Consider the following 15,258-nt stretch of genomic DNA (forward strand, 5'->3'; position numbering starts at 1 on the left):
AGTTCACCGACTGAGTACCGTCACAGCGGGAAACCGCATCAGATACCAGGCGTCTCGACTGTCTCCCACATAGCGAATATCAAGCAACCTCCCCGGGCGAACAGGATCGGCCGCCACGCCGCGAGCAACCAGACGCTCCAGGACGTCATGACGCAGCCAGAAAAGCGTCCCATTGTAAATCGCGGGCAGATAGTCCGTCTGGAATTCGGCGACGGAGTATATCCCGCTGTTGCTGCTCCAAAGGCCATGTGTTTCGATGACTTCCGGACGTTCCTTGCTCAGATAGTCCGCAAACCCTGCATACCCGCGACGCGCCAGCGATGGGTTGGTCAACAGCGCCGAATCCAGAATGTCCAGATGTTCGCAGCACAGTGCGGCGCCACCAACGTCTGGCGTCATGAACTTGAGCGTCGGTTGCCCCAGATACTCGCGCAGATGATCAACCGAAGCACCCGTCATCGCGTAGTTCGCTGGCGTAATTCCGCGCCAGTCACCGGGGAAATCGTGCCACGCTCTTTTTCGGGCCGCGTCTCCCGCCGCATTCAGCGCAGCGGGCAGCACGCCACGCATCGCCGCACCAAGGATTACCGTGTCGACGTTGTCGCGCAGCAACGCAATGTTGAACAGGAAAGTTCCAGAAAGGCACAGCAAGAGCCCACGAAATACATATGGTTGACGCATATTCGCAAAGCGTTCTGCGAGAGAAAGGACGAAAAGGGGAACCACGGCCATGAACATCCGCCCGGTATACCCCCAATTTTTTCCCGATACGAGCGCGAATACGGCAAAAGAACATATTAGAAGTACAGGCATCGGATCCAGACGCCGCTTTTTCTCTCCCTTCCGGCTCAGGTACATGCCAGCCAGAAACGCGGCATTCACGAAAAGGAAATCCTTGAGACCGCGCAGCTTTACCAATACGCCGTCCCAGCCTTTTTTACTGTAGGGCATTTGCAGCTTGGCCAGGATGGTATTCGGCAATAGCGTGCCGAAGACACGATACCTCCAGATTGTCATCAGCAGAAAGCAAAGCATGAGCCAGACGCACATTCGAATGGCATGCGGCCTATCCTGCGGGCAAAACACGACCATCCAGCCAAGCGCGAATCCCAGATAGAACACCGCCTCGAAGCGAGTCAGCATCAGAAGCGGCAACAGTGCATAGGCGAGTGTCGATCGCGCGCGCCAGGAGAGCACGAACGCAAACAGCAGCAACGCAAAGACCGGCATTTCCATGCCATTGATGATCTCGGCCTGGCAGGCTGGCAGCAGCCCCAGCAAGCACACCACAATGAGGCGATGCGTTGGGCTCGGCAGGCACGGTTCAAGTGCGCGCCACACGAGCACCAGAGTAGCGCTCAGTGCGATGAAGGAGAGCAACTGCGCCGTCATGATCGCATCCAGAAAGCCTGGATGCATCATCCACTGCCCTATCGCCAACATTGCCGTCATGAGCAAAGTTGACGTACCTTCGGCCGGCGCCGAAGCTGATGTCAACGCGAATACCCCGTGTCGCCCGAGTGTATGCGCATAGGCAATAGTGATGGCGCCGTCGTCCCAGCCATACGGGCCGACCAGCGCTATCGCTGTCAACGAAAGTGCCGCATACGCGACGACGAAGAGGAATCCGGTGGCTCCAACTCTCCCCTCGACACTGCGTGTCAGGTTCTCGGACATAGCCAGTCGACGTAAGTAGGATGGCTGATAATACATCGGGCAAGCGGCGAGGGAACGTGGCCCCGAATACATGGACGCAGGTTGGTTCGACTTTCCGTTTTGTACAGACCATTGTCCGATTTGCGCGTGACGAAATGCGAAGTGATTGGCGAACGCGGCATGCACGAGTCAGAGAATTGCTCGACGCGCACTCCTTGATCAAAACTGCGATCGAAACCGCATCAGTCAAAAAGTGCGACGTCCTTCGGCCGATCGACGGCATGGAAGACTACCGGTAGGGGCCGCCAATCCGCATGCTAGCCGACATGCACCCGCAGCATCTCCAGCAATAGCGAACTCACATACAGCAACAAGCCGATAAATCCGCCGACGATCGTCCCATTGATGCGGATGTACTGCAGATCCTTGCCGATATTCATCTCGACCTGGTGCGACATCTCGTGCGCGGGCCAGTTCTTCACCGTATCGCTGATATGGCGCGTGAGGAACCGCGCGAAGTCCGGCGCCATCGCGCGCGCCGCTTCCTCGAGGTGATCGTTCAGCGATTGCCGCAGCGCTGGATCGCGCGCGAGTTCGCGGCCGACCCACGCGCCCATCGCGGCGACACGCGCATGCAGTGCCGAATCGGCGCTTTGCAGATCGCGCTTGAGCCACGCACGCAGCTCGCCCCACATGTCCTTCACGTAGCTGCCGAAAGCCTCGCCTTCGACCAGATAGCGCTTCAGTGCTTCGCCTTGCTGCAGGAACACGGGATCGGTCTTCAGCCGCACGATCAGCTTCTGCACCGCGTGGTCGAACTTGTCGCGCAGCTCGTGCGTGGGGTTCTGCGCGATCTGTTCGAGCATACGGTTCGCGGCGCTCGCGATCGCTTCGGCGCCCTTGTCGCCGAGCCACACCGACGGCAGAAACTTCTCCATCGTCGGATACTCGCTTTTCACCCAATCGACGATGCGCGCGGCAATGAATTCGCGCGCCGGCGCCTCGCGCAGCACCGCGATCACCTGATCGATCGCGGTGTCGAGCAGTTCCTGATGGCGGCCGTCGCGCGTCAGCGTGTCGAGAATCGCGCCGAGCGATTGCGACAGATCGACCTTCGCGAGCACGTCGCGCAACCCGTCCCTGATGAAGTTCTGAATGCGCGCGTCGTCGGCCACGTCGAGGATGCCGCCGGTGAGCCGCACCACGTAGTCGCCGAGGCGCGCGGAGTTGGCCGATTCGCTGAGCCACGCGGTGATGGTCTGCGCCGGATCATGCCGGCGGATCAGACCGACCAGCGACGGCACGTCGAGAAACTTGTCCTGCACGAAGTGCGCGAGGTTGTCGGCGATCTTGTGCTTGTTGCGCGGGATGATCGCGGTGTGCGCGGACACGAGCGGAATCGGCACACGGCGAAACAGCGCCGCGACCGCGAACCAGTCGGCGAGCGCGCCGACCATCGCGGCCTCGGCGACGGCCTTGATGCCGTCGACCCACAGGCCGCGCGGCAGGAATGCGGCGACGACGAAAACGCAGGCGGCCGCGAGCAGCAGCAGTAAAGGCGTGCGCTTGGCCTTCTTCAGTTCGGTGGTCTTGTCCATCGGGCGCGGTTGATCGTGTCGGGCGGGGGCTGGAAAGTCGGCGGGCTCGGCCGGTTCGGTTGCAATGATGCGGTACGGCCCGCGCGCGCGTCCAGCCTGGATACGCGCGCGCAATACGCGCCGGCGCTTCGGCAAGGTAACATTCGCGATCGGGCTCCTCGGCGAAATCAACGCAAGAGGACGCAACGCAATCGCAATGGAGGCACAGTGATCAGGTTTCTGCACACCGCGGACTGGCAGATCGGCACGCAATTCGGTCAGTTCGAACCGGACGAGGCCGCGCATCTCGCCCAGGCGCGCTTCGACACGGTGCGCCGCATCGCCGAAGAAGCGGCCGCGCGCAACGTCGACGCGGTGCTCGTCGCGGGCGACGTGTTCGATCTGCAGACGGTGTCGGACACCGTGATCCGACGTTTGTTCGCCGCGCTGCAAGCGTTTTCCGGAGCGTGGATCATGCTGCCGGGCAATCACGACGCGGCGCTCGTCGAAAGCGTGTGGACCCGCGCGCAGCGGCTCGATTGCGTGCCGCCGAACGTGCGCCTCGTGCTCGAAGCCGGCGTCGTGCTGCTCGACGCATGCCGTTGCGCGCTGCTGTGCGCGCCGCTCACGCAGCGCATCACCTACGACGACACCACCGCGTTGTTCGATTCCACCGCTACTCCGCCCGGCTATCACCGTGTGGGGCTCGCGCATGGCAGCGTCGGCGGCATTCTGCAAGACGGCATCGATTCGTCGAATCCGATCGCGCCGACGCGCGCCGCCAGTGCGCGGCTCGACTATCTGGCGCTCGGCGACTGGCACGGCCATCTGCGCGTCGACGAACGCACGTGGTACGCGGGCACGCACGAGCAGGACCGTTTCCGCGCGAACGAGCCGGGCTTCGTGCTCGACGTTACCGTCAGCGATCCCGGCGCGGTGCCGCAGGTCGACGCGGTGCGGGTCGGGCAATACCGGTGGCATCGCTGGGACGAGACGATTTCGGTGCCGACCGATGTCGATGCATTGAAAACCCGCCTCGCCGAACTCGGCGCGAATGACGTGCTGCGCATCGAGGTCGGCGGCACCGCGGCGCTCGCCGATGCCGAGGCGCTGCATGTCGCGGTCGAACAGGCGCGCGCGCGCGTGCGCGCGTTGCGTGCCGATCTGGGCAGCCTGCACGTGCTGCCGACCGCCGACGATCTCGCCGAACTCGGCGCGCAAAGCGGCTATCTCGCGAAGGTGGTGGCGCGGCTGCGCGGCCTGCAGGAAGACGCGCAAGCCGATCCGCAAGAGGCGCGGCGCGCGGCCGAGGCGTTGCTGCTGCTGGCGCGTTTTCAGCGCGACCAGCGGCAACGCGATTCGCAGGCCGCACCACCCGCGCAGACGCGCGAGCGGCAGCAACCTGAAGCGCCGCGTGAAGGAGCCCCCGCATGAAGCTGCAACGTATCGCGATTCAGGAATTCAGGCAGTTCGCCGGGCAGATCGTGATCGACGATCTGCAGCCCGGTCTCAATCTGTTCATCGGCCCGAACGAGGCCGGCAAAAGCACGATTGCCGAGGCGGTGCGCACGGTGTTCCTCGAACGCTACAAGGCGTCGCATCTGAAAGACCTGTTGCCGTGGGGGCTCGCGAGCGGGCAGCCGTCGGTCGAGGTCAGCTTCGAGCTCGATGGTGTGGCGTGCCGTCTGTCGAAGCAGTTCGTGTCGCGTCAGCGTTGCGAGCTGAGGATCGGCCAGACCGTGTATAGCGAGGACGAAGCCGAAGACAAGCTCGCCGCGCTGCTCGGCTTCTCGCGCGCGGCGCGCGGTCCGATGAAAGCCGAGAACGCCGGCGTGCCGGGTCTGTTGTGGGTGCAGCAAGGCGGCACGCAGGAGATGCGCGATTCGACCGGGCACGCGGCGCAGTATCTGCGCGACGCGCTCACGCAACTGTCGGGCGGCCGCGAAGCGGGCGGCGAGGACGCGCTGATCGCGGCCGTGCAGCGCGAACTGCGGCAACTGCTGACCGCGCGCACGCAGAAGTCGACCGGGCCGCTCGCCGAGGCGGAGCAGAAGCTCGCCTCGCTGATCGAGAGCCGCGACGAGCTGCAACAGCAGCGCCAGCAGTTCGACGACAACATCGCGCGCCTCGCCGCCCAACAGCAGGCATTCGACGACGCCGAGCGCAGGCGTCCGTGGGAGCTTCACGAACAGAAGGCCGCGCTCGCGCAGCAACGTGCCGCGGCGGTCGAACAACTCGAACGCGGTCTCGAAGGGCTCGCGCAGTCGCTGAAGATCGGCGAGGCCGAACTCGCGTTGTCGGTGCAGCAGGAGCAGGGCGCGCTCGAACTGGAGGCGGCCATCGCGCGCGAACGCGAGCAGCTCGACGCGGCGCGCGTCGAGGTCGCGGCCGCGCAAACCGCGGCTGCGCAGGCGCAAAGCCGTGTGGCGCAATTCGAGCAGGCATCGGCCGAGGCGAACCGCGCGCTCGAACTCGCGAACGCGGCCGTGACCGCCGCCGATCTGCGCAGCCAGGTCGATTTCTATCGGGCGGAGGGCCAGCGGCTCGAAGCGTCGATCGGCGAGGCGGACAAGGCGAACGCGGCGGTGTTGCAGGCCGCGCGCGACGCGGCGACGCTCGAACTCGACGAAGCGCAGTTCAAGCGCCTCGTCGCGCTCGACGGCGAATTGACTGTGTTGCGCGCGCGGACCGAAGCGGCGATGACGCGCATCGAGTACAGCTTGAATGGCGAGTTGAGCGTCGGCGATCAGACGATCAGCGGCACGGGCGTGCTGCATGTCGACGATGAAAAACGCATCGGTCTCGGCAAGCTCGGCGAATTGCGCGTGATTCCGGGCGTGTCCGATCTGTCCGCGCGGTTGTCGGAGCTGGCGTCGCTCGAGGCGAAGCACGCGCAGTTGCTGCGCTCGCTCGGCGTCGCGTCGGTGGGCGATGCGCAGGCGCGTCGCGAGCAATGGAAAACGCTGGTCGCGCAACAGAAGAGCCAGGCGAGGATACTCGAGGTGCACGCGCCGCAAGGCATCGATGCGTTGCGCGCGGCGCTGGCATCGACGGCGGCGCGCTTGCAGGCGTCGAGCGAGCGCCTTGCCAGTCTGCCCGACGTGTCCGCGGCGCCACCGCTCGACGACGCGCGCCGCAACGCCGACATCGCGCGCGACGCGTTGGAGACCGCGCGCAAGGTGCTCGAGCAGGCGGCGGGCGCGCAATCCAGCGGCGTTGCGAAGGCCGATTCGCTCACGGCGCAGCTGCAGCGTAAAGAAGCGCAGCTGAACGACGAAGCGTTTCGGCGCAACCGTGCGCAGTGGCAGGCGCATATCGTCGAGCAACGCGTCAAGGTCGATGCGCTGAAGAACCAGCGCGGCGAGCGCGAGCGCGAACTCGATGCGGCGCGTCTGGACGACCCCGTGGCGGAGGCGAAGCGCTATCGCGCATCGGCGGACCTCGCGCGCAACGAGCAGCACGAGCGTCAACTGCGGATCGCGGAGCTGCGTAGCCAGCTCGAAACGATGGGCGCATCGGGCCTCGGCGAACGGCTTGCCGCGCTCGAAGCCCAGGTCGAGCAGGCCACGCGTCGCAACGACGAACTGCGCCTGCGCGCGAGCGCGCTGAGTCTGCTCGACGAAGTGCTGGTCGACGAACGCGACGCCGCGCTCGCCCAACTGCGTGCGCCGTTGACCGAGCGGGTCGGTCACTACCTGAAGCGGCTTTTTCCGCAGTCGAGCCTCGCGCTCGGCGACGATCTGATTCCGGCGATGCTCGATCGCGACGGCCGCGCGGAACTGCTCGATGCGCTCAGCTTCGGCACGCGCGAACAACTCGGCATCCTGACGCGGCTCGCGTATGCGGATCTCTTGCAGGCCTCAGGCCGGCCGACTCTGCTGATGCTCGACGACGCCGCGGTACACACCGATGCCGCGCGCCGCGACGCGCTCAAACGCGCGTTGATCGACGCGGCGACGCGGCATCAGATTCTGGTGTTCACGTGCCATCCGGAGTTGTGGGACGACCTGGGCGTCAGGCAGCGGGCGGTGCAGGATCTGAAGGTGGCGTGAGCGGGGCGGGCCGGTACCACCCGGTACGGTCCGCTTACTCGTACCACCGCGGCGTGTACACCCACTGCGCGCCGTGATGACCGCAAGCGAATCTTCTCGTCAGCGACGACCCGACGATCACCATCGTGCGCATATCCACATCGGCCGAGCGAAGCTCGCCGAGCGTCAGCGTGCGCAGCGTGCCGCCGGGCCGGCCGATATCGCGACCCAGCACCACCTGAGTCGATGGCACGCGATACTCCCGCACGATGTCGAGTGCCTTGTCGAGTTGCCACGGACGCGCGCGCGAAATCGGGTTGTAGAACGCCATCACGAGATCGGCTTGCGCCGCATGGCGCAGGCGGGTTTCGATGATCGTCCACGGCTTCAGGTTGTCCGACAGCGACAGCATGCAGAAGTCGTGGCCGAGCGGCGCGCCGGCCTGCGCGGCGGTCGCGAGCGCGGCCGACACGCCCGGCACGATCGATAGTTCGACGGCCGCCCATGCGTCGTTCCGGGAAGCTTCGAGCGCTTCGAGCACGGCGGCCGCCATCGCGAACACGCCGGGGTCGCCCGAGGACACCATCACGACCGAGCGGCCTTCGCTCGCGAGCTCGAACGCGTGCCGCGCGCGCTGCATTTCCTCGCGATTGTCGGAGCCGTGCACGCGCTGACCGGCGCGCAGCGGGCCGGCCATTTTCACGTAGGTGTCGTAGCCGAGGATGTCGGTCGCTTCGTTCAATGCGGTGCGCGCGGCCGGGACCATCAGCTCGGCCCGGCCGGGGCCGAGGCCGATCACGGTCAGACGGCCGCGGGCACGGCCGAGCGTCGCGGGGTCGATGGCGAGCGGGGAGAGGGCGAGCGCGACGTCGGGGTGTGCGTCGTCGTGCAGCGTTTCGTGGGGGACGCGTAGCGCGGTATGCAGCAACCTTGCGGCACTCGATTCGCCCGGTTCGGCGCCGGCATCGGCGAAGCGCAGCGGCACCTCGAGAAGCCTTGCCGCTTGCGCAAGCGCCGGGTCGGCCATGCTTGTCGATGGCGCGAGCAAGGCCGCAAGCGAAAGCATCGCGAGACCCTGCGCGTTCAGTGCCGCGCGCACGCGTGCGACGATCGCGTCGGCGGCATCGGCATCGTCGCGGGCGACAGCCGCCACCACACTGCGCGGATGAATCACGAGCTCGTCTTCACGCCCATCCCACGCGCGCGGCGTCACGCGAATCGCGAGACGCGCCGACGCCGAGCGCGGCAGTTGCGCGTCGGCGAGCCACGGCGCGTCGCCTTCGATGCGCGTGCTTTCGCCCGCGAGCAGATCCGACACGAAGCGCTTGCCGAGGCCCAGGTCGGCGAGCGCATAGCCATCGGGCGGATTGAGCACGCAGGTGCCGAAGCGCAGCTCGCCGCTCGTCGTGATCGCGGGCTGCACGGCCAACGCCGCGGCGATGTCGCGCGCCATCACGTTGACGCCCGCGAGGCCGCCGAGCAGCGGCACGACCGCGCTGCCGTCCTCGGCGACCGCAAGCACCGGCGGCTCGGCGCCTTTGTTCGACAGCAGCGGCGCGAGGCAGCGAATCACGATGCCGGCCGCGCACAGCGCGACGATCGGCGTGCCGCGCGCATACAGCTCGCGCAGATGCGCGCCGAGTTCGCTGTACGAGACGTCAGCGTCGACGCGCCCCTGCAGCGCATGGACCTGGCAGTCCGTGGCAACGCCGGCCGCGGCATGCGGGCCACGCTCGACATACGACGCCTGAATCCGCCGCGCGGTCGCAAGCGCGCCCGTGCCGAGAATCACGATGGCGGGCGCGTTCATCCTTGCCATTTTTGCCCCGGCACGACCAGCAGTGAGAAATACGGCGACGCCATCGGATCGACTTCCGCGAGCGGCACGATGCGCTGATTTCGCATCGTCGCGCGTTCGACGTACAGCGCGCGCGGCGCGAGTCCGAGTTCGTCGAGCACGCGCCGTACCTTGTCGAAATTGCGGCCGAGTTTCATGATGACCGCCGCGTCGGCGTCGGCCAGACGGCGACGCAATTCATCTTCGGGCAGCACGCCCGACAGCACCGACAAGCTCTGGTTGCGATAGACGAGCGGCGCGCCGAGCACCGCCGCGCCGCCGAGCATCGAGCACACGCCGGGCACCACCTCACTGTCGTAGCGCGCCGCGAGCCGGTCGTGCAGATACATGTACGAGCCATAGAAGAACGGATCGCCTTCGCAGATCACCGCGACGTCGCGGCCCGCGTCGAGATGGCCCGCGACGATTTCGGCGGCGGTGTCATAGAAGTCCGCGATGATCGCTTCGTACGACAGCGGCGCTTCGAGTGCTTCGGTGGTGACCGGATAGACGAGCGGCAGATGCTGCTGCGCGTCGTGCAGATGCGCCTCGATGATGCCGAACGCGTTGCCCTTCTTGCCCTTCGCGACGAAATACGCGACCACCGGCGCCGCTTTGAGGAGCCGCAGCGCCTTCAACGTCAGCAATTCCGGGTCACCGGGACCGACGCCGATGCCGTACAGCCGTCCGCGACTCGTTAGCTGGCTCGCCATTTATTCGACCTCCGTCGCAAGCGCGTTGACCGCGGCAGCGGCCATCGCGCTGCCGCCGCGCCGTCCGTGCACGACCACATAGGGGACGCCGCGGCTGTTTTGCGCGAGTGCCGCTTTCGATTCCGCCGCGCCGACGAAGCCGACCGGAAAGCCGAGAATCAGCGCCGGCTTCTGCGCGCCGGCATCGAGCATGTCGAGCAGATGAAACAGCGCGGTCGGCGCATTGCCGATCACGACGACGCTGCCCCCCAGATGCGGGCGCCACAATTCGAGCGCGGCGGCCGAGCGCGTGTTGCCGATTTCGCGCGCGAGCGCGGGCACGTCCGGGTGCGTGAGCGTGCAGATCACTTCGTTGTTCGCGGCCAGCCGCGCGCGCGTGATGCCTTGCGCGACCATGCCCGCATCGCACAGGATCGGCGCGCCTTGCGCGAGCGCGCGGCGGCCCGCGCTGCCGGCGCCGTCGGAGAACGCGAGGTCGTCGATCACGTCGACCATGCCGCACGCGTGGATCACGCGCACCGCGAGCTTTTCGAGGTCGGCGGGGATGCGCGCGAGGTCGGCCTCCGCGCGGATCGTCGCGAACGATTGGCGATAGATCTCCTGACCGTCGCGAATGTAATCAAGCATGTGGAGTACTCCGGGCGAGGCGCGCGAGCAGCGCGGCGGCCTCGTCGATCGTCAGTTGGGGCGCGACGCATTGGCCGAAGCCGGGGCGGCCGTCGCGTCGATAAAGGTCGTAGAGGCCGGGCGCGGCGGCGAGCAGCGTGTAGGGCGCGCGATGGGCGGCCGCGCAGGAGCGCGGACAGCCGGTCAGATGCACGTCGACGCCGGCGGGTAAGCGCTCGGCGAGTTGCAGCGCGTCGGTCTTGGTGTCGGCGAGGCCCTTCGCGCAGCCGGCCGAACCGGTGCAGGCGATCACGTGCGTGATGGCCTGCGCGGGATCGCACGCGAGACCGAGTGCGATCAGCTTCGCGAGCACGGCGGGCACCGCCGTCGTCGCGATGTCGGGCAGCAGCACGCTTTGCCATGGCGTCGCGTGCAACCTGCCGTTGCCGTGTTTTTGCGCGAGCGCAGCCAGGGCGCGCAGCGTGGCCGCATCGATCCGGCCGAGCGGTGGATGGCCGCCGACATGCGACGTGCCGTCGCCGTGCTGCGCGTGCGCGCCGAGCCGCAGCGATGGGTCGGCGGCGATGTGCCGTTGCCAGTGGCTCAGCGATGCGTCGCGCGCGAGCGGGAAATCGACGTAGCGCTGCGCGTGCCGCAGCAGCGCTTCGGCGCAATGCGTAGCGAGCAGGTCGCGCATGCGGGTCGCGTCGGCTGCGGCGAGGTCGAGGAACGTGTGCAGCAAGGCGCGCAGGAGCGCGGGCACGCGCGACGGCGGCACCGCCGCGAGCCCGCCCGTGCCGTTGGAATCGTGATGGTCGCGCGGGTTCGAGTTCTCGCCTGCCGGAGCCGGGCACCCCGCGAGGCCGAACACGAAGCGCACGCCTTCTTTGTCAGCCGACGCCGCGAGCCACACGTCATGCGGATGATCGACCCGCGCAAGCTGTTCGCCGCCGTCGAGCAGCAGCGCGAATTTCGGCGACAACGCTACCAAGCGCGCATCGCCTTGCAGCAGCGTCAGCAGTTCTCCGCACAGCGGCGTCGTGTCGATCAGCGCGTGCGGATCGCGGCCGGCGGCGGGGCTGATCATCACGTTGCGGACGTCGTCGGCGGAACTGAGCGCGCCGGCCGGTCCAAGCCCCGCGCCGATCAGCGCCGCGCTCAACGCCGCTTCGTGTCCGTTACGCACGCCGCGCAGTTGCAGATTCGCGCGATTGGTCAGCTCGGCGACGCCGTTCGCGTGCCGCGTGCTGGCATCGGCGATCGCGCGTGCCTGCGCCGCGCTCAGCACGCCGCCGGGCAGTTTGATGCGGCAGATGCCGCCGTCGCGCGCGGGGACGATGCGCAGCAACCCCGGACATGCCGAGGACCGCGGTGTCGTGACCGCGTGGGACGAAACGGTGGGAGGCGAAGCTCGATTCAAAGGGGCACCGGGTTTAGCGTCGCGCGACGGCATGGCTGCGGCCTCGCTGCATGCTGCCCGACGAGGGCCGGCGTGAACTGTGCGGCCGAAAGGCGCTTCGGGCCGACCGTGGGCGATGAAAGCGGCCATTATATCTTTACGCTGTGGCCGCAGCGCCTGTTTGCCGGCCATCGCGCGATGCCGGTGATCCCGGCAGCATGGCGCTCCGCCGCGAAGCCGCGGGCCGCATGGCGGCGGTATCATGCGGACTTTCGCAACCCGCGCTCCGAGCCTGTGCAAAGCCGCATGCGTGAGCCGGTGCAATCGCTAAAGAATCGACGCAACCGATGAGGATGGATGCATGCCGGCATGGCTGACCGTAGTGGGCATTGGCGACGACGGCTTCGCCGGTTTGGGGCGGCCCGCGCGGCGTGCGTTGCTGGGCGCGTCGGTCGTGTACGGCGGCGAGCGCCATCTGGCGATGCTGCCCGCGCGGCTCGCCGCGCGCCGTGCCGCATGGCCGCGTCCGTTCGATCTCGCGCCGTTGCTCGCCGAGCGTCCGCACGCGGTGTGCGTGCTCGCGAGCGGCGACCCGATGCTGTTCGGCGTCGGCGCGACGCTCGCGCGGCAGTTGCCGGCCGGCGAGCTGCGCGTGCTGCCGGCGCCGTCGTCGTTGTCGCTCGCGGCCGCGCGGCTCGGCTGGCCGTTGCAGGATGTCGCGACCGTCTCGCTGGTCGGCCGACCGCTTGCCGCGCTGAATGCGCATCTGCGTGACGGCGCGCGCCTGTTCGTGCTGAGCGCGGACGGGCACACGCCCGCGGCACTGGCGGCCTCGCTCGATGCGCGCGGTTTCGGCGCGACTGCCATGACCGTGCTCGAACATCTGGGCGGTGCACGCGAACGGCGTGTCGATGGCCGCGCGGATCAATGGCCGGCCGGCGAGATGGCCGCGCTCAATCTGATCGCGCTCGCGTGCCGCGCGTCGGCGCATGCGCCGCGTCTGCCGCTGACCTGCGGTTTGCCCGACGACGCCTTTATCCACGACGGCCAGTTGACCAAGCGCGACGTGCGCGTCATCACGCTCGCGCGCCTCGCGCCCGCGCCCGGCGAGTTGCTGTGGGACGTCGGCGCGGGCAGCGGTTCGATCGGAATCGAATGGATGCGCGCGCATCCCACGTGTCGCGCAATCGCGATCGAAGCGAACGAAGCGCGGCAGCGCTTCATCGAACAGAATCGCGATGCTTTGGGCGTGCCCGGGCTGCAGCTCGTGGCCGGCCGCGCGCCCGACGCGTTGCGGGGACTGCCGGCGCCGCACGCGGTGTTTATTGGCGGTGGGGTGACGGAGCCCGACGTGCTCGACACCTGTTGGACACAACTGCGCGACGGCGGCCGGCTCGTCGCGAACGCGGTGACGCTGCAAGGCGAGGCGGTGCTCGCCGCATGGCGCGAGCGGCATGGCGGTACGCTGACGCGCATCGGGCTCGCTCACGCGCAACCGCTCGGCGGCTTCGATACGTGGCGCCAGGCGTTGCCGATCACCCTGCTCGACGCGACCAAACCCGCCAAACCATCGGCCGATTCGTGATGCGCGACGAGACTCCCGAACAGCCGGCGCCGCTGCGCAGCGGCTATACGACCGGCAGTTGCGCGACCGCGACGTCGCTCGCGGCCGCTCGTCTACTGCTGGCGGGCGAGGTTAGCGAGGTCGCGGAGATCGTGTTGCCGAAGGGCCAGCATGTGCCGATGCGGCTCACGTTCTGCCGCCTTGCCGCGACGGACGGCGAGCGGATCGCCGAAGCCGGCACGATCAAGGACGCCGGCGACGATCCCGACGTGACCCACGGCGCGCTCGTGTTCGCGCGCGTGCGCCTCGTGCCCGAGCCCGGTGTGATCTTTCGCGCGGGGCCGGGCGTCGGCACGGTCACGCGCGCGGGGCTTACATTGCCGGTCGGCGAACCGGCGATCAATCCGGTCCCGCGCCAGATGATCACGCAGCACCTCGTCGAACTCGCCGCGCGCCACGCGTATCGCGGCGGCTTCGAAGTGACGGTCGGCGTCGAAGGCGGCGAAGCGCTCGCGCTGAGAACGATGAACCCGCGACTCGGGATTGTCGGTGGACTGTCGATCCTCGGCACCACCGGCATCGTGCGGCCGTTTTCGTGCTCGGCGTATATCGCGTCGATCCATCAGGGCATCGACGTCGCGCGCGCGAACGGCTATACGCATGTGGCCGCCTGCACCGGCAACGCGAGCGAGGACGCGATGCGCGCGCACTACGGCCTGCCCGATATCGCGCTGATCGAAATGGGCGATTTTGTCGGCGCGGTGCTCAAGCATGTGAAGCGCGCGCCGGTCGAGCGACTGAGCATTTGCGGCGGCTTCGGCAAGCTCAGCAAGCTCGCGGCCGGCCATCTCGATCTGCATAGCCGCAACTCCAGCATCGATCTCGAACAACTCGCCGGCTGGGCTGCCGCGCATGGCGCCGACGCCGCGCTGCAAGCGGCGATGCGCGCGGCCAACACGAGCCAGCAGGCGCTCGCGCTCGCTCACGCGCGGCAGGTGCCGCTCGGCGATATCGTCTGTCAGCACGCGTTGGCCGTTGCTCGCGATATCGTGCCGCCGCAGGTCAGCGTCGAAATCTTCGCGATCGACCGGCAGGGCAACATCGTCGGAGTCGCGCGATGACGCGCATCCTGCTGCTCGGCGGCACCGGCGACGCGCTGAAGATCGCGCGCCAACTCGGTCCCGCGCATGTGTACAGCCTCGCGGGACTCGGCAAGGTCCCCGACGACTTGAAGTGCGCGGTGCGCGTCGGCGGTTTCGGCGGCAGCGCGGGTCTGGCGCGTTACCTCGCGAGCGAAGCGATCGGCCTCGTGATCGACGCGACGCATCCGTACGCGGCGCGGATCAGCGCGAATGCCGTCGACGCGTGCCGCGTGGCGAAGGTGCCGTGCTGGGCGCTGCGGCGTCCAGCGTGGCAGCCGCAAGCCGGCGACGACTGGCGCATGGTCGATGACTGGAACGAACTGATCGACACGCTCGCGCCGTTCAGGCGGCCGCTTTTCACGCTCGGGCGCGAACCGCTCGCGCATCTCGACGAGATTGCGCCGCATCAATTCTGGACCGTGCGCGTGCTCGATTCGCATCCGGACACGGCGCGCTCGCGCATCCTCGCGGCGCGCGGACCGTTCACGCTCGACGGCGAACGCGCGCTGTTCGCGGTGCAGGCGTTCGACGTCGTCGTCAGCAAGAACAGCGGCGGCGGCGCGACCGAGGCGAAGCTCGCGGTCGCGCGCGAACGCGGCTTGCCGGTGATCATGCTGCGACGGCCGGTGTTGCCCGAGGTCGATCGCGAGTTCGCCGGCGTTGCCGATCTTCTCGATGCGTTGCCCGAGCAGGCGAATGCGGATTCGGGTAAGTGAGCAAATAATTGGAGTAC

11 protein-coding genes are annotated in these 15,258 nt (G+C 67.6%); 5 read left to right on the forward strand and 6 right to left on the reverse strand.

Features of this window, described 5'->3' with window-relative positions; translation table 11 throughout:
• Nucleotides 1–3: 3 nt before the first annotated feature.
• Entirely contained in the window at nt 4–1,677 is a 1,674-nt protein-coding gene (locus OKW26_RS11625) for a hypothetical protein (RefSeq protein WP_429353688.1), read from the reverse strand.
• Nucleotides 1,678–1,973: 296 nt separating this feature from the next.
• Nucleotides 1,974–3,254, reverse strand: coding sequence for a DUF445 domain-containing protein (locus OKW26_RS11630; RefSeq protein WP_184062366.1), 1,281 nt, complete (start codon nt 3,252–3,254; stop codon nt 1,974–1,976).
• A gap of 207 nt (nt 3,255–3,461) precedes the next feature.
• Between OKW26_RS11630 and OKW26_RS11635 the strand changes: the two genes are divergently transcribed.
• Both OKW26_RS11635 and OKW26_RS11640 read left to right on the forward strand, forming a co-directional pair.
• Entirely contained in the window at nt 3,462–4,667 is a 1,206-nt protein-coding gene (locus tag OKW26_RS11635; protein WP_429353689.1) for a metallophosphoesterase family protein, read from the forward strand.
• Complete coding sequence (locus tag OKW26_RS11640) at nt 4,664–7,285, forward strand: AAA family ATPase (RefSeq protein WP_429353690.1); 2,622 nt, start codon at nt 4,664–4,666, stop codon at nt 7,283–7,285. The genes OKW26_RS11635 and OKW26_RS11640 overlap by 4 nt, the downstream gene beginning before the upstream one ends.
• A 34-nt stretch (nt 7,286–7,319) precedes the next feature.
• Here OKW26_RS11640 and cobJ read toward each other — a convergent pair whose 3' ends face one another.
• Genes cobJ through cobG form a run of 4 tightly spaced genes read right to left on the reverse strand, consistent with a single transcriptional unit; the run spans nt 7,320 to nt 11,873 of the window.
• Entirely contained in the window at nt 7,320–9,074 is a 1,755-nt protein-coding gene (gene cobJ, locus OKW26_RS11645) for a precorrin-3B C(17)-methyltransferase (protein ID WP_429354223.1), read from the reverse strand.
• Nucleotides 9,071–9,814, reverse strand: coding sequence for a precorrin-2 C(20)-methyltransferase (locus tag OKW26_RS11650; protein WP_429353691.1), 744 nt, complete (start codon nt 9,812–9,814; stop codon nt 9,071–9,073). Before OKW26_RS11650 ends, cobJ begins: the two co-directional genes overlap by 4 nt.
• Nucleotides 9,815–10,441, reverse strand: coding sequence for a precorrin-8X methylmutase (locus OKW26_RS11655; RefSeq protein ID WP_429353692.1), 627 nt, complete (start codon nt 10,439–10,441; stop codon nt 9,815–9,817).
• The gene (cobG, locus tag OKW26_RS11660) at nt 10,434–11,873 is read right to left on the reverse strand and encodes a precorrin-3B synthase (RefSeq protein ID WP_429353693.1); all 1,440 of its coding nucleotides are present in this window, start codon (nt 11,871–11,873) and stop codon (nt 10,434–10,436) included. The genes OKW26_RS11655 and cobG overlap by 8 nt, the downstream gene beginning before the upstream one ends.
• A 307-nt stretch (nt 11,874–12,180) precedes the next feature.
• Between cobG and cbiE the strand changes: the two genes are divergently transcribed.
• The 3 genes from cbiE to OKW26_RS11675 are packed head-to-tail and all read left to right on the forward strand — an operon-like array spanning nt 12,181 to nt 15,241.
• Nucleotides 12,181–13,404, forward strand: coding sequence for a precorrin-6y C5,15-methyltransferase (decarboxylating) subunit CbiE (cbiE, locus tag OKW26_RS11665; protein WP_429353694.1), 1,224 nt, complete (start codon nt 12,181–12,183; stop codon nt 13,402–13,404).
• Nucleotides 13,404–14,504, forward strand: a complete 1,101-nt coding sequence (locus OKW26_RS11670; RefSeq protein WP_429353695.1) for a cobalt-precorrin-5B (C(1))-methyltransferase — start codon at nt 13,404–13,406, stop codon at nt 14,502–14,504. Before cbiE ends, OKW26_RS11670 begins: the two co-directional genes overlap by 1 nt.
• Nucleotides 14,501–15,241, forward strand: a complete 741-nt coding sequence (locus tag OKW26_RS11675; RefSeq protein WP_429353696.1) for a cobalt-precorrin-6A reductase — start codon at nt 14,501–14,503, stop codon at nt 15,239–15,241. Before OKW26_RS11670 ends, OKW26_RS11675 begins: the two co-directional genes overlap by 4 nt.
• Nucleotides 15,242–15,258 lie beyond the last annotated feature (17 nt).

This window comes from Paraburkholderia sp. 32 (genome assembly GCF_050435345.1).
GTDB lineage: Bacteria > Pseudomonadota > Gammaproteobacteria > Burkholderiales > Burkholderiaceae > Paraburkholderia > Paraburkholderia tuberum.